This window comes from Methylosarcina fibrata AML-C10 (genome assembly GCF_000372865.1).
Taxonomy (GTDB): domain Bacteria; phylum Pseudomonadota; class Gammaproteobacteria; order Methylococcales; family Methylomonadaceae; genus Methylosarcina; species Methylosarcina fibrata.
The window spans coordinates 3048126-3073915 of record NZ_KB889965.1; the positions used below are offsets into that span (position 1 = coordinate 3048126).

Here is a 25790-nt window from a genome sequence, read left to right on the forward strand (position 1 = left end):
CCCTGAGCGAATGTCAGCTTTGATGCCACAAGCTTCCTTTGAAATTTAATTGTTGATAGTCTGCTTCTGACCGATGTCTTCCAACTAACAAAATTAACCGCTAGCGATAGCTTTGGAACAGGCTGAGTCGTATAGACATTCACGATGGGAGGCGTAATCCGGTGCTTCCCTATCGAAATCATCCGCATCCCAAGCCTCCATTTCCAATAGGCGCCCAGTGCCGATAAAATGAGGTTATGTTTGTTGTACCGTCAAATTTCTCCTGCCTGGATGCCTGCCTTGACCAATCGCTTCACCCAGGCGCCGCGTTTGCCATGGGTGCCGAGCGACTTGACTAAACCGGCTTGAAATTCGGCTTCTCGCCCGGCTTGGGCCATGGCTTCGGCCAAGTCTTTCACTGCTTGCAAGGCCTGGTCATAGGCATGGCCGGTACCTCGTTGCAAGGTTTGGTCGATGTCCGCCCAAACCCTGTCCGCATGAGCCGCCAAACGTTCCAGTTGTTGTTTGCGCTCGGCACGGCGCTTGGCTTCCTCGGCTGCACGCCTCTGCCGTTCGATCTCGAGACGCTGGGCCCTTGCCCTTTCCCGGCCGGCATCGATTTCGGCCACCGTGCGACGCGAAGAGAATGGCAGGTGGGATGAGCGTTCCCGTTGCCAGGCCAGATAACGTTGCCGCAATGCTCGCTCCGCTTCCAGGCTGCGTCCTTCCAACAGCAAACGCATCGTTGCTTGCATAGTCTCCTGGGTTTGCAACGCAAGCCAGTCGCCCAGATCCGAATTGACGGTATCACGATCGAGCAACGCAGGACTGGCGCCGGCCGCGGCGGCCAGCCAGTCGGGATTGATCTCAAGAAATTCCGTCAAGGCGGTCTGTGCAGGGGTCAATATTTGCAAGCCCGCCGGAACGGGCGGCTCGATATCGTCGTCGCCCAATTCTTCATTACCCAGCCGCGCCAGCCAGCCTATATAAAGAGGCCGGGTATCGCCCCGCAATAACTCGTCCCGCAACGGCAATAAACTGCTTATCCAGCCCGGGCCGTCATCGTGATTCCAAAAACGTTCGAACTCGCCCGAATCGTCGTTAAAGCCCCAATACACTATCCAATGATCGACCGTGGACGTTGCCCCGAAAGCCTCGCTAAAGCCGGATTGCGTACCGCATCGCGATGGCTGAGTGAAGGGGGCCAGCACAGCCTTATCCCATGCCGAAAGGGGTAAACGCAACATTAAACTGCACGTTCCCCAATTGGCCGAATAAACGTGTGCATCGAAATAACGCCGCATCCAATCGAGGGGATCGCCTTTGAGATCGCCCCAATGGTATTCGTTGATGAAGCTGGTCGCCGTGATGGTCGCGCGGGAAGAACGGCTCCGCAGTTCCGCTTGTTGTTGTGGGGTGAGCGGCCGGTCGACCGCTCTGAATTCGTAATATTGGTATTCACTCATAAGATGTCATCAAGCAATGGCCTGCCCGATTCTGCGCATTCCCGAGATTTGGCTTTCAAAACAATTGATCACCCAACGGCATTCGGCATTAAGCGTTTTTTATTTTTTCTGAGTCAATCAATTTCATCAAATTCCTGTTTAAGCTTTTGAGAGTGTTCCCTACCGGAAAAAACAGTTCTCGCTCGTCCCGTTGCGCTATTCAGCCTGTCAAAAATCCAGACGGGTTCTGAAGCCCACTACCCAGGCATCCTTCGGACCCGGCAGATTCACGGCCGGAAAAGGGCCCAGAGCGGGCAGGCCCGCTTCGGTCAGGGCGGAATTGATGTACTGAACGTCCGCGGTCACTTGCAGCCAGGGCGTCACCGCGGCATTGTAAAACGCTTCGAAGCCGGTTTCGTCGTGAATTCCCAGCCGGTTGAGCACGGCTTCGTTGCTGGCGCCCAAAGCGTAACCGCCGACACCCCAGGTGTCATGAGACCGCCACGAGCCCACGCCGATACCTCCGAAGCCGAAAGCGACGTTCCATTTAACCGGGTTCGGATGGCCGTCCGAGACGCCGGCACGCAGGAACGGCCCCCAGCCGCCTTTCGCATCGCCCTGAAGATACTGGTGAGCATTGTAAAAGAGAGCCCAGGTGTCGGCATTGGTTTTGATCGCCTCTCCCGCTGTCAGCAGCGAAGACAACTGCAACCGGGGATCGGCGCCGAAGTCCAGTTTTTTCCGGTCGAAACCATAAACGAAGCCGACCGTTTGCTTGCCGGGCAGGCCGGCCAGAGCATGCTTGAATTGCCATTCGGTCAGAAAAGTCGTGCCGTGGTCCCGCTCGAAAGGATCATAGCCCGCCGTTTCCTCGGCATTGATCAATCCGATCTGTCCGCTAATGTTTCGGGTCGGCAGGAAGAGGGCGGAAACGCCCAGGGTCGTCAGCAAAGGCACGGCCGCGCCGATCACCGGCGAAATCCGCATGCCGACGTTCATGAAATGGGAACGGGAGCGCAAAGATCCCGCGAATTCGTTTCTATCGCCGTCCGCCATATTGAACAGGCCGAAGGCGATGCCGAACCGTTCCGACAAAAACTGGGCATAATTCAGTTCGGTCAGCGCCAGCACGTCCTGATTCGCATGCTTCGGCACCTGCGGCGACAGGGCATCGCCGTTGACCGGCATCAGGCTGCCGGGGCGAAGGCCGAGCGAATCGCCGACTCGCCCCTCCCCCCGCACCGTCAGAAAGCCGCCCGGCCAAAGCCCGGCTTTGCCGGTGTCAATCTTCAGCAGCATATTGAACATCGCATCGCTTGCCGTTTCGCTCAAGCCGGGAAAGCGCTGGCTAACCCGGTTGCCGGGGAACCGGCTCAACAACGAACCGTCATATCCGCCCGAGGCCACGTGCTGGGTTACCTGAGTCGCCTCCAGATCCAGCGTGACGCCATGCTCGGCCATTTCGTTGCGGACCCCGCCCCAATCGCCGGACAATTTGGGCCGCGAGAAAAGATCTCCGGAATAGATCCCCTCGCTCGAAATATCGGCGGCCTGCGCGCCGTGACCGAACGCCAGCGTGGCCAATATCGCCATGGGTATCATCGTACGCATCGTCACGATCCGCTGATAGAACAGTTTTGTCCGTTGGTGAACGTTTAAAAAGACCCCGCTCCCAGGCGCGTCCTTGCATTGCCGGCGGCCTTTAAGCCGACCGTATCTGCCGGCAAATCGGCACAAACGCAGTCGAAGTTTCGTTCTCCATGAAGCCGTTTTCACGATCAATCGGGAAGGTCGGGTTTCAGTCAATTAATGACTTAAATTTTTCATGGTATATTACGGGCCACAACCATTCGTTCCTATTGGACCTTAGGCTAAGTTTATGCGAAGTTCGCACCGGACAAATCATACAGTCGCGTGTTCTCTTGGTAATTATCGTTTCGAAAGGAAGCTTGCAAGGCATAACAATTTGCCCATTGATTTTCCGAACAACGAAAATGGTAATTCCATCCGTCAAGTCCCGTTCCGGTCCCGGTCGTTGGATTAAGCACTGATCGAGTAAAAGTAGAGGAATTCCGTTGAGCTGGCTTACGGTAATCTGGTCGATGGTCGCGGCATTCTCCCTGACCTTTGCCCTGCTGCATCTTTTCTTCTGGGCCAAGGAAATCAAGCCGCGGGCGAATTTATCCTTTGCGGCGGCCGCCTTCGCCGCTTCCGTTATCACTATCATGGAACTGATGGCGATGAAGACGGCGTCTCCCGAACAGATGGCGGCCCTTCTCCGCTGGGTCCACCTGCCTGTTCTCGTGCTGAGCGTGGGAATCATTTACTTCGTCCGCGGCTACCTGGCCTCGGGGCGGTGGTGGCTTGCCGTGACGGCCATCGGTTTGCGTTGTCTGGCGTTGATTCTGAGTCTGACCACCGGACAGAGCCTGTTTTTTAAGAAAGTCCTCGGCCTTAAGCGTATAACGGTTCTGGACGGCGAAACAGTCTCACTCCCTCTCGGCTCACTCAATCCGTGGTATTTCGTCGGTCCGCTCAGCGTCCTGGCGCTCGCCGCATTCGTTCTGGACGGCGCCTTCACCTTATGGCGGCGTGGAACAGACAGCGACCGCCGTCGAGCCGTCCTGTTCAGTGCGACCATTTTCTTCTTCCTGATAACGGCAGTCGGCCATACCTGGCTTGTCAACTCAGGCGCGATCGATTCTCCCTATATCGCCGGCTTTTCCTTCGTGCCCATTCTTCTCGCGATGTTCTATGAGTTAAGCTGCGACATGCTGCATTCCGTGCAGCTTACCGACCAGTTGCGCTTGAGCGAAGCCGAATTGCGCAACAACAAGCAGCGGATGAAATTGGCGGCAAGAGCTGCGGATCTCAGGTTGTGGGAATGGGACATCGTGCGCGATCGCATCTGGAGCACCGATGGAATTCGAAGCCTGTACGGTCTTCTCCCCTACCAGGAAATCGGCCTGGATCATTTTCTGAACATGCTTTATGAAGAAGACCGCGAACGGGTCCGGGGTGAAATAGCCCGAGCGCTCGCCAATAACGGCCATTACGAAAGCGAGTACCGCATCCGGATACCGGAAGGGCGATTACACTGGTTCAACTCCAGAGGCCGCGTCGAGTTCGGCGAAAATCATCAACCGCTCCGAATGCTGGGCGTCACCATCAACATTACCCGGCGCAAACAGGCAGAACTCGAGGCACAGCAGCTACGTCACGAAATGACCCACCTTTCGCGCGCCCTGCTGCTGGGCGAACTGTCCGGTTCGCTGGCGCACGAACTGAATCAGCCGTTGACGTCCATCCTCAGCAACGCCCAGGCCGCGCAACGCTTTCTTGCCCGCGACCCGGCCGATCTGGCCGAAGTCCGGAATGTTCTCACCGACATCGTCGAGGAAGACCGGCGCGCCGCGGAGATCATCCGCCGCCTGCGCGCGCTGCTCAAGAAGGGCGAGGCTCAACGATCGGCCATCGATTTGAATAAAACGGTGCACGACGTTCTGAAGCTTGTGCACAGCGACCTGGTGAATCACACGACGACCGTCCATCTCGCTCTCGATCCGACGCTTCCCTCCGTTCTGGCCGACCGCATACAAATCCAGCAAGTGCTGCTCAACCTGGTCATGAACGCCTGCAAAGCAATGATTCAAACCGACGTGAAAGAACGTTGGCTGCTCATCGCCACGACCTGGAACAACGCAGACAAAATCCATGTCTCCGTTGCCGACCAAGGACCGGGCATTCCCGCTGAAGACAGAAAAACCGTCTTTACGCCGTTTTTTACCACCAAGGCGAACGGCATGGGCTTGGGGCTCTCCATTTGCCGCACCCTCATTGCCGCTCAAGGCGGAACCATCTGGGCCACGCAGAATCTTCCTCACGGCACCGTCTTTCACTTCACGCTGCCGATTTTTCCGGAAAAAAAGGCATGAAACCATCCGTTCCCACCGTCTTTGTCGTCGACGACGATTTCCTCATTTTGAAAGCTCTGACCCGTCTTTTCCGCTCCGTGGATATGGAGGCCGCCCCTTTCGCCTCGCCTAGGGAATTCCTTGACCAATTCGACCCCGGCGCACCCGGCTGCCTGGTGCTCGACCTCGAAATGCCGGGCTTCGGCGGCATCGAGCTGCAACAGGAACTGGCGGCTCTGGGCAGTGAATTACCGGTGATCTTTCTCACCGGTCACGGCAGTATTCCGGCCAGCGTACAAGCGATGAAACAAGGCGCCGTCGATTTTCTGACCAAACCGGTGCATGACGGCGACTTGCTTGAAGCGGTCCGGGCCGCCCTCGAAAAGGACCGTATGAACCGAAGGGCGCGCAACGAACTGGCCGAGATCCGGGAAAAACTGGCCCTGCTCACCCCGCGTGAACGGGAAGTGCTGAGCCATGTGGTTTCCGGCAGGCTCAACAAACAAATCGCCGCGGATCTTGGCACCGTCGAAAAAACGATCAAAGTCCACCGCGCCCATTTGATGAGCAAACTGGCGGTGCGCACGGTGGCCGACCTGGTGCGTCTGGCGGAGCGCGCCGGCATTACGCCGGCTCACAAGAAGTAGCAAACTGAAAGCAGGAAGCCTCCGAGCCGGTATTGATGGCCGCGCTGACCGGCTCGATTTATTTGAAAGCATTGCGCAAGTTCGTCAGCCTGTCGACGATTGCCTTTTTCATTTGCTCTCGCCCGATCGCGTGCTTGAGGCTGCTGCCCATGCCGGCCACCTGGTCGGTAAAATTACGGTTCGCGTAGAAAATCAGCGAGCCGCTCCGGTAAGGCAGGCATGCGATGCTGAGCTGATTGGAGTTATAGGAATGGCCCACGTAAAACTGGCGGGACAGAATCACCTCGCCCATGTTCCCGGCGCTCATGATGACCCGATGCCCCAGAATGGCCGTGGGCCGCCCTTCCACCTTGCGGTTAAGCCAGAAAAACCGATCTTCGGCCCCTGCGGGCAACGCCGCCGGATAGTTGAGCCAGGCCCGGTAAAGCTCGGGAAAGTAACGCGCCAGCACCTTGCCGGCCTTGGCCGCGTCCCTAAGTTCCGCCGCCGGATCGGCTTCGGTGCCGTTGCCCCGGTCATAGGCCGGGATTCCTTTCAAACCGTTTTTGCGATAACCGGCCCAACGATCGAACAGAATCTTCCGATAGGCTGGCGCGGCCGCATCCGGTTTCCCGCCTCCGGCCTGCCGAAGGCTCTGGAATTCTTCAAACGACAGATTGAATTGGCTTCCGGGCTTGGCCTCCAGAAAATCCCGGGCATCCTCATCCGATTTGAAAGCAAAGCCTTTGAACGCGTCCGCCGTTGCCTGATCCGGGAGCGTGCCTTGCGCGATCATATCGCCGTCGACCGTGGCCAGGCCTTTTTTACTGATGAACCGGATAATTTTGGACGGCGCAGCCGGCAGATACATGACCACGCCTGCCGCCAACTCGTTTTCTTTATCCTCCGCGACCTCGAAGGAAACGGTTTGCCCCTGCTCCAGACCGGCCAGTTCATTCTGTCCGATACCGAGTATCTTTCCTAATTCCTCCGTGTCCGGAAGCTCGGCGGCATGAAGCTCGATAACGCCGATCAGTCCCAGCGCAAGGGCGGCGCTTCGCCATTTTTTCGATACAGCGGTATGATTTGGATTGGGCATGTTCTTAATCTATTCAAGAAAAAGGGACTGAACGCTGCCTTCGGCTAACCAGACTTTCGCCTCGGCAAGCCGGGAGGCCGGAAAGAACTCGATAGCCGTTTTCCGTATCGGTTTTCCCATAAACATCAACGCGTCGTCTTTCCATTTCTCGTCCCCGACCATGGCGATCCTGACGCGTTGCAGCTCGTCCTCCGATAAAAAGAACGTATCTTCCCAGCCGGGTTCCCGGCTCCAGCCCTGAAATCCGTCCAGCTCGATCAATATCCGGAACCGGCCGAACCGTTCCAGACTCGACTCGCCCAGGCGTTGAAGCTTGTGAAAGTCGCCGACGGTAAGCTGCCCGCCGATTCGGATCCAGTGCTCGCTGTCAAGCGTTTTAATAGATTCAATGGTCATCGCGGAATCTCTTGATTGATGAATGACAAAGGAGCAAAGCAGGCTTACTGGCGAAATCGCGGCAAGCGCCTCCTCCGGCTCCGCCGGTTTAACGGCGCAAGAAAAATCAACAGCTTGAAAGGCGGAAACCGGCTTGCACCCAGGGTCAATTTTCGGTAAAGCAAGCGGTTCATATACATCCTTCGCTAAGGATCGGGACGGGATGAGAGCGATGAAACATGCCCTCGTTCCGTTTCCGTCAACGCACTTCACTAAGGGGTCGCCGCTCCGGTAGTCCATGAAGACAAACGTTCCGCGGTTTTCTCGCACCATTCGTCAATGGCGTGTTCGGCGTCGCCCCACTGCCATTGAAATCCGGTCGTGAAACTGCCGCCGCCGATGCGCTTATCGGCAACCGCAGCCAACAAATCGCCAGAAACCGCATCGGTGATTTTTGCTTCCGCTTGAGCGCCTCCGACAAAAGGAAAGGTGCCCGAAGCCAGATACTTGAGATTGGCCAGCATGTGCGCTTGAGGAACGATCATCGATACGCTGCGCAGCACCGGCGTGGCCGTTTCGGCATCGGTCATCGCCACGGTCAATTTCATCGTTCCGGGAGCCGGATGATCGACGATTTCAAATTTCTTGCCGAGCTGCTCTCTGAGCTGTTGAGAAAAATAATTAATCAGCATTTGCTGGTCGGCAGCCGAAACCGACGTGGAAGAACCGCCCCAAAAAGTCACCGGCTCGATCATGACCTTGCTGTAGCGGGTCCATTGTGCGGCCGGATTGATATAACGCAGGCTCGCCTGATCCTTACCGCCGGGGGTCAGTTGTCCGCAGACGTCGCTCAAAAGGCCGCAATTGGCCGAGGTCTGATCAATAGGCGCTTTCTGCGTCGTCGTACACGCATTCAACAGAACGGCGAAAGCCATCGCCGAAAAAGGAGCCCAGGCTGTCATTCCGAATTTTTCGGCAGTGTTATCATTCTTCATCGTTTTTCTCCTTGAGTTTTGGTTTGCTTGTTGTAGCCAGAAAAACTTTAGGGGTAACGGTACGTCCGCTTACGGTTCAATCGGACGGATCGCCTTATCGATGGCGTCCAGCAATGCCTCGTCTTCCACGGGTTTCCGCAAAAATGCGGCAATGCCCCGGCTGACCGCGGCTTGATGGATTTCCTCGCGGTCGTCTCCGGTGATAACGATCACCGGCAGTTTCCGGTCGGACAGCGCCAGCCGATCCAGCACCGCAAGACCGTTCATCGGCATCATGTTCAGATCCAGCACCAGGCAGTCCGGTGTGCCGTTTTCCAGAGACCGCAGGAAATCGACCCCAGTCGCAAAGGTTTTCGCGGCAAGTCCGGCGGAACGCAACAGCCGTTCCAACCCCTTCAAGATCGTTTCTTCATCGTCAACGATGGCGATCACTGTCTTCCCACTGTTCGTCATGAACCTACTTTATCGATTTCAGCCCGGCGGCGCTATTGGACCTTAGCCTAATACCGGAACTTCGTTTTTCAGCAGGTCGGCTAAGTCATGCTGGCGAATGACCGTCCGGATTATTTATTTCCTTGCAATTCCCTCACCCACCGTTGCATACCCTCGTCATCCGGCAAAGCTTCGGCAGCTTTCCTGGCGTAGCCCAGCGCTGACTCATCCTCTCCGGCTTCACGCAGCATGGCAACGAGCGCGCCGAGAAGATCGGGATCAGAAGGGTGTTTTGCTTCAGCCTTCTTCAAGACCGCCAGCGCTTCGCGAAATTTACCCGATGAATGCAAAGCCACGGCATAGACGTATGCATAGCGGGGATTCTCGGGAGCGAGCGTCGACGCAGCCCTCAGTTCCCGCAACGCAGAAGCCGTCCGGCCCTGGCGCACCCGGAGCAGACCCAAGGCATGGTGCAGGTCCGCCGCGTTCGACAACCGGATCAACCCTTTCTAAAGCAGCTTTTCTCCTTCGTCGTCACGACCCTGTTGCCGATACAGATCGGCGAAATTGACGTAGGCGCCGATCAAGAGCGGATCGAGTTCGAGCGCCCGGCGATAGGCCGCCGTCGCGGCATCGATCCGGCCCTGACGCAACAGAAAATTGCCTTCGTTGACATTTTCCTGGGGCCAATCGGCATTCAGCGCTAGGGCCTCCCGGTATTCCCGGCTCGCTTTATTCCGGGCTTCCCGCAGGGCCGACGGCAGCAAGTCGTCGGACACATCGGCCAGAATGCGCGCCGCTTCGATGCGAACGCCACGGATGGGATCGGACAGCAGCGGGCTCGCCGCCTCGGTGCGGAAGGCCGGCTCGAACCTTTCGGCAAGGCCCAGCGCGGCCACACGGACAGTGGGGTCGATATCTTGCAATAGCTGCCGCGCCTCGTCGATGAATTCGGGGCGCAGGCCGGGCTCTGCCAGCGCCGCCGCGGTCGCCCGAATCACGGCAGGAATCATCGGGTCTTGAGCAAGATCGAGCAATGCGGGGACTGCCCCGGTCCCCTCCGTAACGCCCGCTTGCAGCACCGTTCCGTAATGCGGGCGTTTGCGCCAGGAGGATCCGTACCATCGGTCCAGCGCGGCAGCCGCCCATTCGGGCTTGCGGTCCTGATGACACTCGGTGCAGGCGTTCGGGCTGCCCAATCGGCTCGACAGGTCCGGCCTGGGCAAACGGAAGCTGTGATCGTGCCGGCCGTCGATGACCATGTAATTCCGTTTCGGCGCGTGGCAATCGAGGCATTGGGCGCCTGTCGAGCCTGCCTTGTGGAAATGATGCCGGCCGGTATCGAAGGCGGCCGCCTGATGGCAGCGCGTGCACAAGGCATTGCCTTCGGCGCGCAGTTTCAGCGCGTGGGGCTCATGGCAATCCAGGCAGGTCACGCCTTTCGAGTACATCCTGCTCTGGCGGAACGAGCCCCAGGTGTAATCCTCCTCGCGCTGCTGGCCGTCGGCATAATAGGCCGGCTGCATCAACAGCGCCGGACGATGCGTCTCCTCCAGAGGCCGGCCGGGCAAGCCGCCTTCGGCCAGCGTCGAGCGGCGCGCATGACAGGCCCAGCAGACATTCATCAGGGTATCGCCGGCCGGCCGGTCGCGCTGCGCGAACCGGGCGTCCGGAGCCGGAAATCGCCAGGCCTCCCGCCATCGGCTCTCGAGCTTCACCACAAGCCCTTTGTCGTCATTCGGGGCCGGCGCCTTCCCCTGTCCGGCCCAGTCGACATGGCGCGAAGCGGGGCCATGGCACGCCTCGCAGGACACATTCAAGGCGCTGAAGGTGGTTCGGTACATATCGGTCGTCCGGTCGTAGCCTTTTTTAAGCCCGGTCGAGTGGCATTCGGCGCATTGCATGTTCCAGTTCTGATAGCGCCCGGTCCAGTGCAGTGGATCGCCGGCATCCATTTTTTCTCCGGGATAAAGAGAAAACCAGCGCTGTCCGCCTTCGGACTTCGGACGACTGTCCCAGGCGATGCCAAGCGCCTGATAGCGTCCTCCGGGAAACTCGATCAGATATTGTTGCAGCGGGGTGACGCCGAACGTGTATCTGATCTGATAATCGGCCGGCTTGCCGTCAGGCCCGCCGGTGCGCACCCAATATTTGCCGTCGCGCTTGAAAAAAACGGATTCCACACCGAAGTGCTTGAATTTCACCTCATCGAAATGGCCGAGCACCGTCTCGCCGGCCGCTTCCTGCATCGCCAGAGCATGGTGCGAGCCGCGCCATGTTTCAACCTCGTTCCGGTGGCAATCTCGGCAGGCCTCCGCGCCGACATAGCCCGGCTCTCCTGCCGGCGGCACCGATTTCGTCCTGACGATCGCCGAAGCGGGTCCTGCCGGCTGCCCGGCATAAAACCATACTCCGGTTAATGCCGCGATCAGGACGAAAGCGGGCAGAATGCGCCAACGGCGCTTCCTTGCGGTCCGTGTCCGAGACGGCAACGGAACCGCGGTCCGGGCTGTTCTGGGCGTCTTACGAAGGTTCATCCGGACGATTCAACCCGACTGAATAAAAGAAGGCTATGAAGTGGTGGCCGGGGCCTGGCTCCAGCGCTCTCTGGGCACGACTTTCGCCGATTCCGGATCGGTCATGTAATGCGGCGACATGATCTGTACGCCGTACTCGTTGAAAGCATCCTGGATATTCTGATGCAGTTCCGAATAAAGCTTCGGCATATTGTCGGCCGACGCGGCGTACACGTTCAGCTCGTACCTGACGTAAAAATCGTCCAGCGCGCTTTGCTGCACGAACGGCGCCGGCTCGTGCAGCACTTGTCCGGTCCTTTCCGCCGCCAGCAAGAGCAGTCCATGAACCTGCCGCCACGGCGCGTCGTAGCCGATGGTAACGGTGGTCGGCAAAATTAGCCTCCCTTCTGTGGCGGCAAAGCTGTAATTGGTCACCTGATTAGTCATCAATACCGAATTCGGAATCGTGATCTCCACGTTTTTCAGCGTGCGCAGGCGAGTCACCAGCATGGCAACCTCCGTTACCCTGCCGGACGTATCGCCGATCTTGACCACATCCCCGATCCGGAAGCCGCGCATATAAGTCAGCACGACGCCCGCCACCATGTTTGCGATCAGCGAGGTCGACCCCAATGAAAACAGCACGCCGAGAAAAATGGAAATGCCCTGAAAAGCACGGGAATCGGATCCGGGTAAATACGGATAAGCCACAGTAACGGCAAGAACGATGACCATGAAGCGGCATATCTTGTAAGTCGGCATGGCCCAATCGGGATAAAATCCGGCGAGCGTGATTTCTTCTTTTTCCACGGCCGAAAAAAAGAAACGCAAGATGCCCAGGAACCAATGAACGATGAAGGCAAAAATGATCAGAAAAATCATGTTGGGCAGGCCGTTCCAGATGTTGTGGCCGATTTGTCTGATAGGCTCCGCCACGAACTCGAACAGTTTTTCGGCGAACGGTCGGGTCCAGGGAAAGAAACTCAGGATAAGACTGAAATACAGATAGAGGCTTCCGATCACCATCAGTAGCCGAAACACTTTGAGTATCCCGGTGAGCATTCCTTGAATGACGAAATCGAAAATTCCGATGCGCGTATGAGACAGCCAGCGGCGAACTCTCGCACAAAGATCAACCTGGGCCTTGTCGAAAAACTTGAAAAGCCCGTAAATAAAAGCGATCAATCCAGCAGTCGCCAGTAAGGCGAAGAGCAGTCCCTGAAGCAGATTGCCGATACTGTGCGCCTCGCGGTATTGAGTAATCGCAACACGGATTTTTTCGGCTAATTTCGTGGCCCGTTCATGCCTGGAAACCGCCTCCCCGGCCACATCCGGATCCAATACCGATAGGATGATCGTATCCCCCGCCATGACATCGGACGAAATGTCATCGTCGGTAACCGTGATGCTGTCGACGTCAAGATAGGGATCCTCCGCCAACTGCCGGATGCGCTCGGCGATTTTATCGGCCCGAAATTGCGCAGGAAGGCTTTTCAAACGGCGCACGTAAAACAGCGTCTCCCCGTCCACGACCACCGCCACCGGCTCCGCAGGCGCGGTCGTCGCGCCGGCAAGCTCCATCATGGGCCACGGACTGAACCAGAAAAGCCCCCACCACAACAGCCATCCGAACTTCATTGTCTCTCCGCCTCCGCCGAACCGTCCCCGGGCCGTTTCCGATTTTTTATCCTTGCCCGGCATTGCCTATAAGAAACAACCGGATGATTTTATCCCTGCCGATGACGATCACCAGCTCCCGCAAGGAGCAATAGAGGAAGAATAACACCGCGAGCCACATCTGGATGACCCAGAAATGAGGCCAGACGACTTTTGCCATGAGATGACGGTGGGCTTCGGCAAAGGCGCCGTATTCCCGAAGCAGTGGAAAAAGATGCTCCGCATAGCGGAACAAAAACGCGAACACGAAATAAATCGCGCTTTTCCAGGCAACGTTGTAGAGCAAAGGCTTATCGGGAAATTGATTCATCAAGGGCAGATTGTCGGCGATCAACACCACCTTGCCGACGATCAGGGCGCCGACCACCGCCCCTCCGAATCCGCTCAGAGGCAGCCCGTATTCCCGCTGAATCAGACGCTGGGTGATCGAAAGCAAAAGGAAGGCGAAGAAAAAAAAGAGCGTAGGCGGCAGAATGAGAAGAAACTCGTGCTTCAATTTTTTCAGTCGTTTCATTGGATCATCTCGTTAACGAAATCCGGCGAAAAATAATGCTTGATGGTTGCTCTTCCGGGCCAGAATACATCTTCCGGGGCATGAGAAGCAACCGCCGTCACCGGCATCAATCCATTTCCTACGGCGGCGCCACCGGCATGTAAATGACGCCCGTGCTGCCGTAGGCCTGAGTATACCAACTGGAGCCGCACTGATAATACGTTACTCCTTTAACGACCGCCGTACTGGGGTTGCATGGCAGCCCTCCGGATGGCGGAGGCGGCGCGCTGTAAACGACGGTCGTAGAAGGAGGCGGAGCGGCCGACGAGCTTTGCGAGGACGACGAGTGGCCGGCCGCATAGCCGCCGACGGCTCCGAGCGCCGCCGCACCGACCGCCACGGCCGCGACTTCGCCGTCGTCCCAGTTATTGCTGTTGTTGTAATAGACTGGCGGAGGCGGCGGGTAATAGCCTCCGGCCGGTGGCGGATAATAACCGGACGGATAGCTTCCCTTATAGGACTGCGCCGTTTGCTGCCGGCTTTGCGTGCGGCTCGTATAGCCTTGCTGGCGGGTTTCGACATTCTCGTTCGAATATTGCTGCCGCTGTGCCTGATTCTGCGACATGGAGGACTGGCGCTGCGCCTGGTTCGCGGTCGTCGTCGATTGCCAGCCCTGTTGGGTCGCCGCCCGGTTCGCCGATGCGGTCGAAAACGCCTGGGTCCGGTTCGCGGAAATCGATTGGGCGCTTTGCGCCCAGCCGCCTCCCGAACTCATCGACCCGTATCGTCCGGCGCCGGATGAAAAGCTGCCGCTGGAGGCGGCGCCGTAGCGGGAAAAACCTCCCGCGCCTCCTCCGCCCCAACCGCCTCCTCCAAAACCGCGGGCTTGGGAATCATTCAGGGCGCCTAGCGGCAATATTAAAAAAACCGCCATGGCCTTAACGATTAATTTAGGTTGGGTTTTCATTTCTTTTCTCCCGATGGATCCGGTTTTGCCGGCGTCTCAAGCGCCACTTGCGGCAATTCGGCAGCGAAGGCAATTTTCCGAGCCCCTTCCGGAGGAGTGAAGACGAATTGATTAGCCGGGATTTCAGGCGCGAGATTCCAGTCGGCAAAGTCCGCCCGATAGGACGGCTGACCCTCCGCATTTTTGTAGGTCAACACCACGCGCATGGGCAGCGGCTGGGCTCCGGCAGGAATCCAGACCTGATAATCGACCGTGTCGGTACGGCCGGCCAGGTGATGGACCGGCGTCCCATGCATTACGTTCTGCTCCACATACTCCAGCGACTGCGTGCGGTTTTCCAGTTCGGCCGGAAAGCGGCTGAGCAGAAGTGCCGCCAACGGCAGCCGCATATGCAGATCCTTCAGGAAATAAGTCACTGCCTCGTCAATGCCGCCCGGCTTGGCTATCTGGGCGTAGACGTTTCCGGTCGGGGTAAACGCCGTGATCTGCTGGCCGTCGTAAAGGATAAGATGCCTTTCGCCGTCGCTGTGGCCCACTTCGACCCGCAGTCCATCCGGGCGGCTCACGAGAATCTTCCGGCTCTCGCCGAATTCAATCTTCTGCCCGGACGCCTGCAGCACTTCGTAGTTTCCCGTCAAATTCACGCTGAACCTTGGCGTCTTGGCCAGAAACCCGGCCATGCTCGTCAGTATTTTTTTGGCATCGCGCTCCGTTGCGGCGACCGACGCCGGCGCCCGGACCGCCGAAGGTGGCGTTCGGGTGACCGCCTGTTCCCGGACGCAACCCACTATCATCCAAGGAATTACGGCACATAGAACGGAGCGCTTCAGACTCCATCGATCATCGTTCATGCTGAACACTCCTCTTGAAACATAAGGTGGGCATTAACATCGGTCTCATCCACCGGCGGGCTCTTAAGCCGGGGGTTGGGAAATACCATTGTATTTTTGCCCGCGCCGGCCTTGCTATTGGACTTTGGACCAAGGCCTGCTGTCTCCTGACTCTCAACAGCGCCGACGGGACCGCTCCGGCAAAACCAGAAGCCGTTGTTTTTTTTATTGGCCGCTTTCCAGAACGTTTGCGGTCTGAGAAAAGGCATTGCAATTATTCCGGTCACGGCAGGCCACCATGTAGACGGTTTGCTTGTTGCAGCCCCTGACGCCGATGGTGTATTCGGTCCATTCATAGCCGCCGGCGGCAATGCCGTTAATGTAAGTGACTTTTTGCGAAAGCACCGTCGCCGTCGCCTCGGGACAGTTCAGTTCGAAGCGTCCGCGGGTCAGCGCCGTGTTTTGGGCTGAAGGAGCATTCTCTGCCAGAAATTCGGCCTCGGTCGCGCAAGCGCTCAAAAGGACAGGCAGGGCAAGAGCGGCCAGACCCGGCCGAAGCACATTCCAGGCATTGATCCCGTCATTCAATTTCTCTGTTACTCTCATTGGCTTTCTCCTCTTGATCTGATTTGGCGCGCCGGTCATTAACCGAGGGCTCTGGAAGACTTTCCTTTCCCGGCAAACAGTGCGCTTCCTTACCGTTGCGCTCTGTTCGCCCTGTTTCAGCCAGGGATGGCGGCAATTCCCTCCGGTCAAGGGCTGGCTTGGCATTGCGAGGCACGGCAGGGGCAGTGAATCCAACCTTGTTGTCGAAGGCTGATCTTCAGCCAAGAGTCAATTTCAGCCATATCGCATTGATACAAGCTGTCGCCAACGGAAAAGCGAAATCCATCTTTACCGCGCCCGAAGCCGAAAGTCAGCTCATTCCGAAAATGCATTGTAGGCAGGCTCGAACGAATCCGGCTATTGGACTTTGGACCTAGAGGAAATGGATAGCCGAACCGGTCCCGAACAGCGGGATAACAGGGAACCCTGTCCTGGTTGAGGTTGATCCATTGCCTCCTACCTTGCGAAGGCAGAACAAGGAGCCATCTCCTCGAGATAGAGAGCGACGGGCTGCCGTGACCGGAAAATCCTCTCCGAATACAGCTTCTGCTCAGTTAAAAATGGACTTTATGCGACAATTGGTGTATTTTTAGCAACATGTCTTCAAATAAGTAGCTTTCTTGCTAAAATTGTCGTTTTCCCGGAAGAAAAAATTTTGACGGTTGTCGGCTATGGAATGTTCGACCCATTCCGTGGGCGGGCTAGGAAAACGTCGACCAACAACAGAGCCGTTCAACCGAAATCTTTAATTTTTCTTCGAAGGATGAGCGAACGACTGAAATCGGCGGCTATTTCCGTCCCCGTTCGATTCGAGAGTGACCGCGAAAGACGCGCCGCTCATTTAGCAAGACAAAACATTTCCAACCACCGATGCCTTTTCAGTTGAAGCCGGCATTGGCAATTGCCTGCCCGGAACAGAAGAATAAATCGGAGCCAAGGCTGCGATCTTGAAGATGGACCTGAATAACAAATAACTTTAGGAAAATACTGTAAGTCCCGAATCATAATGGCGACAAATGCTTTACTTTTCCTAAACAATGAGCTATTTAAGTGTCTTTAATGAAGGACGGTTTTAATCGTTAAGATTAACCCTTTGATAGAATTCGATTAACAATTAACAGGAGATTACTATGCTGAAACCTATCGCTCTGGCTGTGGCCGCGCTATCGACAATGAGCCTGGTAGCCGAGGCGCAAGCCGATGAATATCAGGACGACAGATGGTACGTTGCCCCTTTCGGGACTTTCATCAACTCCGGCGGCGACCGGGGAGCCAATGATGAATGGGGAGGCGGCATGGGCATCGGCAAGATGATTAACGACCATTTCAATGTCGAAGCAAGAGGCTTTTACCAACGCCTGGGCGGCGATTCGGGCAGTTGGGACATGACCGGCGGCAACGCGGATCTGCAATATTATCTGTTCCGCGACACCTTTTCGCCATACACCGTTCTGGGCCTGGGCGCGATGAACACCAGCCACGGCGGCGACAGCGGCACAGGCTTTATCGGCGAAGCAGGGGTCGGTTTTACCTATGAGCTCATGGACAACTTCATGCTTCGCAGCGACGTCCGCTATCGTTACAACCACAACTTCAACGCGCAGCTTCAGCCCGGCACGGACGAATTTCACGACATGACCGTCAACGTCGGATTCGTCATTCCGTTCGGCGACAAACCCAAGCCGCAACCGGCCGCCCAGGCCGAACCGCCAGCGCCGGCGCCGGCTCCGGTGGCCACCAGTTGCACGGCGCTCGACGACGACCACGACGGCGTCAACAATTGCGACGACAAATGCCCCAATTCGCTGAGCGACACCAAAGTAAGCAAGCACGGCTGCTGGATCGTCGACGTCAAGTTCGACAACGACAAGGCGATCATCAAGCCCCAGTATTACCCGAATCTGGACAGCGTCGCCGAGGCGATCAAAAACCATCCGGATCTGATGATCGAAGTTCAGGGCCATACCAGCAAAACCGGCGGCTTCAAGCACAACATGGAGCTGTCCGAACGCCGCGCCAACGCGGTTAAGGATTATCTGATCCGCGGCTACCACTTCCCCAACATTACCGCGCGCGGTTACGGCTGGACCCAGCCCATCGACACCAACGACACCGAGGAAGGACGCGCCAATAACCGGCGTGTACAACTCGAGGTCAATGGCCAGCCTCAATCCGCCCCTTAAGCACTCGTAAGGGTTCGGATGAATCAGGCAGGACAGCTTCAGCTTTCCTGCCTTTTTTTTGCCTTCCGGATCAGGGAAAAGCGGATCTGAAGTAAAGAAAGCGAGCTTTTCGCCTTCCCCTACGCCGCTTCTCCACCGAAAAGCCCCAAGGCAAGCCATTACCGACGATATCACCGGAGCAGCGCCGATGAGCAATGAAAATGAACCGACATCCGACAAGACGCTGGAAAAATTTATCTCGCGCAAACTGATCGATCTCTTCATCCAGATCGGATTGATCGGCTTTTTAGTGGTGTATTGCTACCAGATATTCAAACCTTTCATCGGCCTCTTGCTGTGGTCGATCATACTGGCTGTGGCGCTGTATCCTTTAAATGCCCTGATCGCCCGCAAGATGGGCGGCAAGGAGGGCTATGCCGCCGTCGCCGTCGTGCTGTTCATCCTGTTGAGCGTCCTCGCGCCCGCCGCATCGTTGAGCTTTTCCTTCGCGGAATCGACCAGCGGCCTGGTCAAACAAGTCCAAAGCGGCACCTGGCAGGTGCCCGCACCCGACGAATCGGTCGCCGGCTGGCCGCTGGTCGGGGAAAAAGTATACGAACTATGGAGTTCGGCTCATACGGACCTCGGCGCCGTCATAGCGAAACACCGGCCGGCCATCGCGACTTTCGCCAGACAGATACTGGGCTATGCCGCCACCGCGGGCACGGCCGTTGTCACTTTTTTGGCCGCCATGGTATTGGCCGGCATCTGGATGGCCTACGCCGCCTCCGCCCATGCAGCGGCCAAAGCCATCGCCAATCGCATGGCGGGACCTGCGAAAGGCGAAAACTTGATCGCGCTGTCGACTGCGACCATCCGCGCCGTGGCGCAGGGCGTCATCGGCATTGCCTGCGTGCAAGCCCTTTTGCTGGGAGCCGGATTCATCGTGGTAGGCTTGCCGGCGGCCGGCATCTGGGCCTTGCTGGTATTATTGCTGGGAATCGCGCAAATCCCCGCCGCACTGGTCTCGGTGCCGGCCATCGTTTATATCTGGTCCACCCAGGGTTCGACGCCGGCGGCCATCCTGTTCACGGTCTATACCCTGGTAGCCGGTTCGGCCGACAACATCCTCAAACCCCTGGTCCTGGGCCGCGGCGTGGACGCCCCGATGCCGGTGATTCTACTGGGCGCATTGGGCGGCATGGCCAGCGGCGGCATCATCGGCCTGTTTCTGGGATCGGTCATGCTGGCTCTGGGATATCAGTTGTTCATGGCCTGGGTGTATAGTCCCAATGAAGAGGAAAGATAATCAGCGGGAAATTCGTTGGCTTAAAAACAATGGAGCCATTCCCCCGAGGATCCTGCCCGACAGCCCCCGGGGGGAGGACCTTTAAATATCTATTCCGGCATGGCAACCAGCACCTTAGTTTTGCCAGCTTTGCTCTTATCCTCCAAATCATGGCACTGCTTTTCTCTATCAGAAAAATGCTAACCAATTTGCCACATGTAACCTACAAGGTTACAATTGTTCCATGATTAAGAGTTTCACGCACAAAGGCCTGGAAAAATTTTTTACCACCGGCAGTTTAGCCGGGATCCAAGCCATCCATGCCCAGCGTTTGCGCTTGATCTTGTCGTTACTGAATGACGCTCGTAGCCTGAGTGATCTTAACGCTCCCGCATTGAAACTGCACGAGTTGAAAGGCAATCTGGCAGGGTTGTGGGCGGTAACAGTACAAGCTAACTGGCGAGTCGTCTTTCGTTTCGAAGATGGTAACGTTTACGTTGTTGATTATCTCGACTATCACTGAGGAAATTGCGTTATGCGTATGTTTAACCCACCCCATCCGGGAGAAATTCTAGCTGACTTATGGCTTGAGCCAATGGGCTTAAGCATTACCGAGACCGCGCGGCATTTAAATGTATCGCGCAAGGCCGTATCCGAGCTGGTTAACGGCAAGACAGCGTTAAGTGCAGAAATGGCGGTGCGCCTGGAGCTGGCTTTTGGCAAGAGTGCTGAATCGTGGTTGGCGGCCCAGGCCGCCTACGATGTTTGGCAGCTCGAATCCAAGCGAGGCGAGCTAGGCGTTCACAATCTGGCGGCTTGATGCGATTGGCTTACCGGTGCGCGAAGGCCTCGGTGAGGTGCGCGCGTTCGATTACGGCCTGTCTTCTTCCGGATTGAAATAAGGCGATCGTCTTTTATCTACTGAGCCCTGTTGTCAAAATATTATCTGATTACCCATGAGGCTCAGCAACGTTAGCCGCTCTCTGTTGTCGAAAGGTCATTGATTCAATTGGAGAAGCGCCATGAGCAAGAACAAAGTGCAATTCCAAAAGGGATACAGCCTTACCGGTTTTATCAAGGATTACGGCACAGAAGAACAATGCCGCCAAGCCCTATTTAAATGGCGTTGGCCTGACGGATTCCGTTGTCCTGACTGAGGGTCAAACCGTTATACGGTCATCAAGACCCGCAGCCTGTACCAATGCTCAAAGCGTCATCACCAGACCTCCGTGATCAGCGGTACTATTTTTGAGCAAACCAAACTGCCGCTGACCACTTGGTTCATGGCAATCCATCTGATTACTCAGGCGAAAACTGGGCTTTCGGCTTTGGCGCTCAACAAGAAAATAGTGGGTTTAAAAACTCTGGATTCATTCTTCCCTCCGGTCCGGCGTTCAAACCGATCCTTTACAGTGGCGTCCGGCTTGGCCTAAAGTCCAATAGCGAAAAGCGATCATAATAATAAAATATTTGGATTTATTATAGATAAGCGCTAATGCTTTCCAAAGGCTCGGCGGGAGCAGGACGGCCGCTCCGAAGCTGCGGGTCGTGCCCCTTTTCTCTGTATATTTCATCCATCCCAAGGTATTCAAGAATGGAAAATCAAGATCCTCCTGCTTCCCCCATCCGGTCGACTCGGAAAGCATTGCCTAGGAGCCGCAGCCGCAGGTCGGCCGAAGGGGATATTCCTCCGAACTTGACGCCGGCTGGCATCGAGTCGTTCGTGGTCGGCCAGGCCATCGAAGCGGCGCAATCTTCCAAAGAAATAGCGGTTCAGGACATTCTCTCCAATATCAAGGAAGGCGATACCCAAACCCTTGCGCTTACCCTGGAAAGCATTTTAGCGGGCGCTTCCCCAGACGATGCCGTAAAATTGCGCCATGCCTTGCTGGCACAGATAGAGCCCGTCATTTTAAAACGCAAAGCGCACCCGGATGATGAGTTATCGGAAGAATGGCGCGAGGGAAGTTATCCCTATAAGAATCTGATGACTCGAAAGAGCTATGAAAAAAACAAATACCTGCTGCAGGTCGAACTCTTGAAATTGCAAGCCTGGGTTAAGGAAAAGCGACAACGCGTCGTCATCTTGTTCGAAGGCCGCGACGCTGCGGGAAAGGGCGGCACGATCAAACGGTTCATGGAACATTTGAACCCACGGGGAGCCAGAGTCGTGGCGCTCGAAAAACCCTCAGAGATCGAACGCGGTCAATGGTATTTTCAGCGCTATATTCAACACTTGCCCACCGAAGGCGAAATCGTCCTGTTCGACCGGTCCTGGTACAACCGGGCCGGAGTCGAGCGGGTCATGGGGTTCTGCTCCAATGACGAATACAACGAATTCATGCGGCAGGTTCCGGAATTCGAACGGAATCTGGTACGCAGCGGCATTCATCTGATCAAGTTCTGGTTTTCCGTAACCCGGCAGGAACAGCGCCGCCGTTTCAAGGAACGAGAATCCCATCCTTTGAAACAGTGGAAATTATCTCCGATCGACATGGCCTCCCTGGACAAATGGAATGAATACACCAGAGCCAAGGAAGCCATGTTTTTTTATACCGATACCGCCGACTCCCCGTGGACGGTGATCAAATCCGACTGCAAGAAACGGGCGAGATTGAACGCCATGCGCTACGTGCTGCATAAATTACCGTACACTAATAAGAATCTCGAGCACATAGGCCCTCTGGATCCGTTACTGGTCGGCCGCGCTCATGTGGTTTACGAACAAGGGGAAGAAGAAAAGGCCATTTTATAGAAGATGGACCCAATCTTGGCATTCCGAAAAACAAAGGAAGCTTTGCCTTAAACTTGGTATTTATTCAATCGATAAACGAACTGTAGCGTTCATCCTGGATTCCATTTCATTCCATCCAGGCTACGCTTGCTAAACTATATCCAATGATCGTCTATCCTAGGCATTAGGAGGAATTCATGGAAAACACAGCCTTAGCGTCAAAGCTAGGCGCTAGCTTGGAGCAGCTCCAATCCGCTCTGAATCTCGACCTTGCACAAATACGAGCCGAATACCGTATCTCCGGTAAATCAGAATCAAGAGTATCGGCTCACCTAAAAACCCACCTGCAACCCGAACAATGCAGAATGCTCCTCTCGACCTTTTCAATTCCTGCTGCGTGCTCGGATATCTTTCAAGCCCTGCTGCTGGGAGTTCCAAGCGAACGTCAAATCGTTCGTGTCGACCTTCAAGGGACAATTGGTTTATTGTTCAAATCCAATTTACCTCCCACGGGAATACGACCAATGGCGGAAGCATTAGGCTGCGATTCCAACAGTCCGGCTCTCGACTATTTCTCAAACCTGAACCGGTTTCCTTGCGGTTTCGAGATCACAGCATCGAGGAATGGCAATTTGAGCCTATGTATTTACGACTGCATTGGGAGCAGTCAGGATGATCTTATGCGAGCCATCGATAGGTTGGGACCTGGAGAAATGGCGCAATCTTGGAATCAAGTCGTGCCACTGTTAGAAACATCGGTATCTTCTGAGCCTGCTGTTACGATCATCGTAGAAATCCATGATGACAACAAAGTTTCGGTGATTTTCGAAGTGCCTGAAGTACCCATTGATCACATTCACGGTATTTTAAAATTGGACTGCGCCGAACAAGCCGCTTTCCAAAGTGCAAGAAAAATAGCGGTCAAATCCGGCCACAAGGTTTTCAGCAGTGTCTCCATACATTGCCTGGGAAAAAACACACGGGATATTTGTTTCAATGTGGAAGTGAGAGATAGTTTAATTCCGCATAAGGCGAAACCCAAGCATTCTGGCGATACATTAGCACATCAATTATCACGAAATCGCTTATCGCTTTTCGACACCAAAGATCTGCCAATAACCAAACTTTTTCTGCCAGTTGGCATCGGAACTTCGAAGATTCCCAGGATATTGATCAGTGAAGGGACAACAGAATCTCCGATTTTAGAATCGAATCCCCCTTATTACCGCCGAGAGGCTCTCGTACCGCAAGGGCCTTGGCGGGCGCCGAATGCAATGGAACAACGTCTGCTTTTGTACGACTCCCCTCCCGGCAGTCCAGACCTGTGCGTGGCGATCCTCCCTATAGATGTCACGCAAATAACAAAGTTTAACCGCTTTGATCTACAGAATGTAACAACCATTGGACAGGTTGAGGAAGTCAGAAAACATCCACAACTGGCAACAGTCTTTATCGAGTTAGCCGAATACTTAGCCGATAAATTCTCTATGGTATCCGATCAATTCACTTGTCTCGGTCTGTCCGCTTACCCCGGAGGATTGCGGACCGTCTCGTACGACCATGACATCAAGCGTCGTGTCGGCCTTCATTTGGACACATGGGATAACGTGGATCTCGACGCGCGCGCTTCTTCCAGAAACATCCTATTAATCAACTTAGGACGTTCAGACCGCTACTTCCTTTTCGTAAACGTTGGCATGAACATCATGCAGGCTCTTCTCACGGACCTCCCGCCCGACGCAGATGGGCTTGCTGACGAGTTCATGCGGCGATTTCCCGAATATCCGGTAATTAAGATCCGTGTAGCGCCTGGTGAAGCCTACATAGCGCCAGTACAAAACATTATTCACGATGGTTCAACAGAAGGCAGCCAACAATTAGACATCCATGTGGCTTACCTCGGGCGATTCCATGTGTCTCACCTGACGAGCTAAAGCTTACATGCGGCAGGAAGGCTACCTCCCGGCCGGCACGCTCCTTCAGGACACATTATTTACCTCCCTTCAGCTTATCAACTTCGGATGACAGTTGCTTCACAGCATTCCTGAGATCCTCAATCTCTGATATACGGGAGTCGGGTGAACGGAAGCGATAGGTATATACATTGCCAGACCACGGATCACCGCATACCTGGCGCCAATATTCCTCATCAATTCGCAATGACAAATCCGTAACTCGCAGTGCGGGCTCCCCGAACACGTCGGCCAGGGCTTTATTTAACTTCGCAAGGTTCACCTCCCGATCGGGCAGGAAATGCCGTATATGGCCGCGACTGGAATAGCCTTCGCTGGCTGAAAGGTCATCCATTGCTTCTTTACATCCTGGATCACGTACACGTATCGTTGGTGCCTCAGTACACGGAGTTACAGGGTCACCTGGTTTAAGTTTGCTGGTATCCATATTGTTACCCCCCTCGTCGTTTTAAAAATTGAACAGGCTGCGGATGGTTGAGATGAGTGGCTAATCGGGTGGTATCGAGAGTTGGTGGCATCAATTCATAACGCGGCTCTGAAATCTCGAACTTCTCGCCGAGTCGCTGAGCGATATGCTCGTAAATTCTAAAGAGGCTAGGACAGTAATAGTCTCGCTCATGATGGTCCTGAAAAAACTTATAGGCTCGAGCCTGACATCCACCATGACAGACATGTTGCCACTTGCATCGGCTGCATTGCGGATCTGTCTTGCGGTTCCGGTAGTCGGATGCTGTGTCGGTATTTAGAAGTTCCTCGAGCGAATGCTCCAGGATGTTGCCGTAACGCGTGTCCGCATGTCCTGACAAGGAAGCACAAGGATAGACATCTCCAACTGGATCGACAGATATATTCGAAGACGAACATTGCGCCAGTGCGACGCAATCGGCTGGTCGCCCGCTCAGGATGGCACGTGTCTTATAGACAAAATCCGAGCAATAGACATAATCCTCTGAGGCATCGAACCAGCGGTCATACATCTCGATCCATGCCGGTGCATACTCATCCGACCCGAGTCCTACATCCTTAAAATTATCCCGGGCAATTCCAGAACGGTTGAGCGGGATAATGTTAAAAGGTAAATTGTGCTCGGCCATGAGATCGTAGATCTCTCCGACATGGTCTTTGTTGCTGCGGGAGATCACAACGCAAACGCCGAATGGGATATCTGCGGCCTAAACTTTCTGAATCGCTTCGACAACTTTCTGATATGTGCTGCGACCTTGGTGATCGACCCGGTTGCTGTCATGTAAATAGCTAGGACCGTCAATGCTAATACTAACACTGAAGTTCGCCAGCTTGAAGAAATCAAGCCAACTATCGTTGATCAGAGTACCATTTGTCTGGATTGAGTTTTCGCACCGGACGCCTTCCGCGTACTTGGCTTGGTATTGCAATGCTCTTTCATAGAAGGTCCGCTTTGCAAGAAGCGGCTCGCCGCCGTGCCAAACGAAGGATACAACGCGATCCTGTTCGAAACGCCGTACATAAGAAAACGTCTGCTCAATTGTACGGTGCAGGACGTCGTCATGCATGATTGGATCCCTCACGTCATCGTTATAACAATATCTGCATGCCAAATTGCAGAGATGAGTTGGCTTTATGACGTTAGTAAAGTTCATGGCGGTCCACCTTGGGTATTAACCAATGGAAAGATCACATAGAATAGCGCGAAAACCAAC

General features: G+C 55.4%; 24 protein-coding genes and 1 pseudogene. 9 read left to right on the forward strand and 16 right to left on the reverse strand.

The window, feature by feature from the left end; all coding sequences use genetic code 11:
- Nucleotides 1-251: 251 nt before the first annotated feature.
- Nucleotides 252-1445, reverse strand: a complete 1194-nt coding sequence (locus tag A3OW_RS0114355) for a hypothetical protein (RefSeq protein ID WP_020564140.1) — start codon at nt 1443-1445, stop codon at nt 252-254.
- 207 nt (nt 1446-1652) lie between these two features.
- Complete coding sequence (locus A3OW_RS25070; protein WP_083918214.1) at nt 1653-3035, reverse strand: carbohydrate porin; 1383 nt, start codon at nt 3033-3035, stop codon at nt 1653-1655.
- Between the two features lie 464 nt (nt 3036-3499).
- Here A3OW_RS25070 and A3OW_RS0114370 point away from each other — a divergent pair, with 464 nt between their 5' ends.
- Nucleotides 3500-5359, forward strand: coding sequence for a sensor histidine kinase (locus A3OW_RS0114370; RefSeq protein ID WP_157385899.1), 1860 nt, complete (start codon nt 3500-3502; stop codon nt 5357-5359).
- Nucleotides 5356-5985 carry a response regulator transcription factor gene (locus tag A3OW_RS0114375; RefSeq protein WP_020564144.1) on the forward strand — a complete coding sequence of 210 codons (630 nt, stop codon included), beginning with the start codon at nt 5356-5358 and terminating at the stop codon, nt 5983-5985. Before A3OW_RS0114370 ends, A3OW_RS0114375 begins: the two co-directional genes overlap by 4 nt.
- A gap of 58 nt (nt 5986-6043) precedes the next feature.
- Here the strand turns inward: A3OW_RS0114375 and A3OW_RS0114380 are convergent, their stop codons facing one another.
- From A3OW_RS0114380 to A3OW_RS26515, 11 genes are all read right to left on the reverse strand, one after another.
- Complete coding sequence (locus tag A3OW_RS0114380) at nt 6044-7063, reverse strand: hypothetical protein (RefSeq protein ID WP_020564145.1); 1020 nt, start codon at nt 7061-7063, stop codon at nt 6044-6046.
- A 9-nt stretch (nt 7064-7072) separates the two neighbouring features.
- Nucleotides 7073-7459 carry a SpoIIAA family protein gene (locus A3OW_RS27905; protein ID WP_020564146.1) on the reverse strand — a complete coding sequence of 129 codons (387 nt, stop codon included), beginning with the start codon at nt 7457-7459 and terminating at the stop codon, nt 7073-7075.
- 251 nt (nt 7460-7710) lie between these two features.
- Nucleotides 7711-8433 carry a DUF3313 domain-containing protein gene (locus tag A3OW_RS0114395; protein WP_020564148.1) on the reverse strand — a complete coding sequence of 241 codons (723 nt, stop codon included), beginning with the start codon at nt 8431-8433 and terminating at the stop codon, nt 7711-7713.
- A gap of 69 nt (nt 8434-8502) precedes the next feature.
- Nucleotides 8503-8886: a response regulator transcription factor gene (locus tag A3OW_RS0114400; protein ID WP_026223612.1), complete on the reverse strand. Its 384-nt coding sequence runs from the start codon at nt 8884-8886 to the stop codon at nt 8503-8505.
- A gap of 110 nt (nt 8887-8996) precedes the next feature.
- Nucleotides 8997-9368, reverse strand: coding sequence for a tetratricopeptide repeat protein (locus A3OW_RS26510; RefSeq protein WP_020564150.1), 372 nt, complete (start codon nt 9366-9368; stop codon nt 8997-8999).
- A gap of 6 nt (nt 9369-9374) precedes the next feature.
- Nucleotides 9375-11402, reverse strand: coding sequence for a multiheme c-type cytochrome (locus tag A3OW_RS26020; protein WP_157385900.1), 2028 nt, complete (start codon nt 11400-11402; stop codon nt 9375-9377).
- Between the two features lie 33 nt (nt 11403-11435).
- Nucleotides 11436-13019 (reverse strand): mechanosensitive ion channel family protein, encoded by a 1584-nt coding sequence (locus A3OW_RS25080; protein WP_157385901.1) that lies wholly within the window; start codon nt 13017-13019, stop codon nt 11436-11438.
- Between the two features lie 46 nt (nt 13020-13065).
- On the reverse strand, nt 13066-13572 hold the full coding sequence (locus A3OW_RS0114415; protein ID WP_020564153.1) for a hypothetical protein: 507 nt from the start codon (nt 13570-13572) through the stop codon (nt 13066-13068).
- Nucleotides 13573-13690: 118 nt separating this feature from the next.
- Nucleotides 13691-14518: a hypothetical protein gene (locus tag A3OW_RS0114425; protein ID WP_020564155.1), complete on the reverse strand. Its 828-nt coding sequence runs from the start codon at nt 14516-14518 to the stop codon at nt 13691-13693.
- Nucleotides 14515-15369 carry a DUF2092 domain-containing protein gene (locus tag A3OW_RS25085; protein ID WP_026223613.1) on the reverse strand — a complete coding sequence of 285 codons (855 nt, stop codon included), beginning with the start codon at nt 15367-15369 and terminating at the stop codon, nt 14515-14517. The genes A3OW_RS0114425 and A3OW_RS25085 overlap by 4 nt, the downstream gene beginning before the upstream one ends.
- A 204-nt stretch (nt 15370-15573) precedes the next feature.
- The gene (locus A3OW_RS26515) at nt 15574-15954 is read right to left on the reverse strand and encodes a hypothetical protein (protein ID WP_020564157.1); all 381 of its coding nucleotides are present in this window, start codon (nt 15952-15954) and stop codon (nt 15574-15576) included.
- A gap of 1130 nt (nt 15955-17084) precedes the next feature.
- Between A3OW_RS26515 and A3OW_RS0114440 the strand changes: the two genes are divergently transcribed.
- The 7 genes and pseudogenes from A3OW_RS0114440 to A3OW_RS0114465 all read left to right on the forward strand — a co-directional run bounded on the left by A3OW_RS0114440 (nt 17085) and on the right by A3OW_RS0114465 (nt 24072).
- The gene (locus A3OW_RS0114440) at nt 17085-18137 is read left to right on the forward strand and encodes an OmpA family protein (protein WP_020564158.1); all 1053 of its coding nucleotides are present in this window, start codon (nt 17085-17087) and stop codon (nt 18135-18137) included.
- A gap of 187 nt (nt 18138-18324) precedes the next feature.
- The gene (locus A3OW_RS0114445) at nt 18325-19425 is read left to right on the forward strand and encodes an AI-2E family transporter (RefSeq protein ID WP_020564159.1); all 1101 of its coding nucleotides are present in this window, start codon (nt 18325-18327) and stop codon (nt 19423-19425) included.
- 223 nt (nt 19426-19648) lie between these two features.
- Nucleotides 19649-19927 carry a type II toxin-antitoxin system RelE/ParE family toxin gene (locus A3OW_RS0114450; RefSeq protein ID WP_020564160.1) on the forward strand — a complete coding sequence of 93 codons (279 nt, stop codon included), beginning with the start codon at nt 19649-19651 and terminating at the stop codon, nt 19925-19927.
- A 12-nt stretch (nt 19928-19939) separates the two neighbouring features.
- Nucleotides 19940-20224 carry a HigA family addiction module antitoxin gene (locus A3OW_RS0114455; RefSeq protein ID WP_026223616.1) on the forward strand — a complete coding sequence of 95 codons (285 nt, stop codon included), beginning with the start codon at nt 19940-19942 and terminating at the stop codon, nt 20222-20224.
- A gap of 202 nt (nt 20225-20426) precedes the next feature.
- Nucleotides 20427-20753, forward strand: a pseudogene (locus A3OW_RS28635) (transposase); the annotation flags it as partial.
- Nucleotides 20754-20998: 245 nt separating this feature from the next.
- The gene (gene ppk2, locus A3OW_RS0114460) at nt 20999-22159 is read left to right on the forward strand and encodes a polyphosphate kinase 2 (RefSeq protein WP_026223617.1); all 1161 of its coding nucleotides are present in this window, start codon (nt 20999-21001) and stop codon (nt 22157-22159) included.
- Nucleotides 22160-22335: 176 nt separating this feature from the next.
- Entirely contained in the window at nt 22336-24072 is a 1737-nt protein-coding gene (locus tag A3OW_RS0114465; protein WP_020564164.1) for a hypothetical protein, read from the forward strand.
- A 55-nt stretch (nt 24073-24127) separates the two neighbouring features.
- Here A3OW_RS0114465 and A3OW_RS0114470 read toward each other — a convergent pair whose 3' ends face one another.
- The 3 genes from A3OW_RS0114470 to A3OW_RS0114480 all read right to left on the reverse strand — a co-directional run bounded on the left by A3OW_RS0114470 (nt 24128) and on the right by A3OW_RS0114480 (nt 25730).
- Complete coding sequence (locus A3OW_RS0114470) at nt 24128-24538, reverse strand: hypothetical protein (protein WP_157385902.1); 411 nt, start codon at nt 24536-24538, stop codon at nt 24128-24130.
- 4 nt (nt 24539-24542) lie between these two features.
- A complete protein-coding gene (locus tag A3OW_RS0114475) occupies nt 24543-25205 on the reverse strand; it encodes an SPASM domain-containing protein (RefSeq protein WP_157385903.1) in 663 nt (220 codons plus the stop codon).
- Between the two features lie 78 nt (nt 25206-25283).
- Entirely contained in the window at nt 25284-25730 is a 447-nt protein-coding gene (locus A3OW_RS0114480; protein WP_020564167.1) for a radical SAM protein, read from the reverse strand.
- Nucleotides 25731-25790 lie beyond the last annotated feature (60 nt).

Coding starts and splice junctions, on each gene's coding strand:
- A3OW_RS0114355 (WP_020564140.1), bottom strand. CDS start 1,445: ATGAGTGAATACCAATATTACGAATTCAGAGCGGTCGACCGGCCGCTC.
- A3OW_RS25070 (WP_083918214.1), bottom strand. CDS start 3,035: ATGCGTACGATGATACCCATGGCGATATTGGCCACGCTGGCGTTCGGT.
- A3OW_RS0114375 (WP_020564144.1), top strand. CDS start 5,356: ATGAAACCATCCGTTCCCACCGTCTTTGTCGTCGACGACGATTTCCTC.
- A3OW_RS0114380 (WP_020564145.1), bottom strand. CDS start 7,063: ATGCCCAATCCAAATCATACCGCTGTATCGAAAAAATGGCGAAGCGCC.
- A3OW_RS27905 (WP_020564146.1), bottom strand. CDS start 7,459: ATGACCATTGAATCTATTAAAACGCTTGACAGCGAGCACTGGATCCGA.
- A3OW_RS0114395 (WP_020564148.1), bottom strand. CDS start 8,433: ATGAAGAATGATAACACTGCCGAAAAATTCGGAATGACAGCCTGGGCT.
- A3OW_RS0114400 (WP_026223612.1), bottom strand. CDS start 8,886: ATGACGAACAGTGGGAAGACAGTGATCGCCATCGTTGACGATGAAGAA.
- A3OW_RS26020 (WP_157385900.1), bottom strand. CDS start 11,402: ATGAACCTTCGTAAGACGCCCAGAACAGCCCGGACCGCGGTTCCGTTG.
- A3OW_RS25080 (WP_157385901.1), bottom strand. CDS start 13,019: ATGAAGTTCGGATGGCTGTTGTGGTGGGGGCTTTTCTGGTTCAGTCCG.
- A3OW_RS0114415 (WP_020564153.1), bottom strand. CDS start 13,572: ATGAAACGACTGAAAAAATTGAAGCACGAGTTTCTTCTCATTCTGCCG.
- A3OW_RS0114425 (WP_020564155.1), bottom strand. CDS start 14,518: ATGAAAACCCAACCTAAATTAATCGTTAAGGCCATGGCGGTTTTTTTA.
- A3OW_RS25085 (WP_026223613.1), bottom strand. CDS start 15,369: ATGAACGATGATCGATGGAGTCTGAAGCGCTCCGTTCTATGTGCCGTA.
- A3OW_RS26515 (WP_020564157.1), bottom strand. CDS start 15,954: ATGAGAGTAACAGAGAAATTGAATGACGGGATCAATGCCTGGAATGTG.
- A3OW_RS0114440 (WP_020564158.1), top strand. CDS start 17,085: ATGCTGAAACCTATCGCTCTGGCTGTGGCCGCGCTATCGACAATGAGC.
- A3OW_RS0114445 (WP_020564159.1), top strand. CDS start 18,325: ATGAGCAATGAAAATGAACCGACATCCGACAAGACGCTGGAAAAATTT.
- A3OW_RS0114450 (WP_020564160.1), top strand. CDS start 19,649: ATGATTAAGAGTTTCACGCACAAAGGCCTGGAAAAATTTTTTACCACC.
- A3OW_RS0114455 (WP_026223616.1), top strand. CDS start 19,940: ATGCGTATGTTTAACCCACCCCATCCGGGAGAAATTCTAGCTGACTTA.
- ppk2 (WP_026223617.1), top strand. CDS start 20,999: ATGGAAAATCAAGATCCTCCTGCTTCCCCCATCCGGTCGACTCGGAAA.
- A3OW_RS0114465 (WP_020564164.1), top strand. CDS start 22,336: ATGGAAAACACAGCCTTAGCGTCAAAGCTAGGCGCTAGCTTGGAGCAG.
- A3OW_RS0114470 (WP_157385902.1), bottom strand. CDS start 24,538: ATGGATACCAGCAAACTTAAACCAGGTGACCCTGTAACTCCGTGTACT.
- A3OW_RS0114475 (WP_157385903.1), bottom strand. CDS start 25,205: ATGGCCGAGCACAATTTACCTTTTAACATTATCCCGCTCAACCGTTCT.
- A3OW_RS0114480 (WP_020564167.1), bottom strand. CDS start 25,730: ATGAACTTTACTAACGTCATAAAGCCAACTCATCTCTGCAATTTGGCA.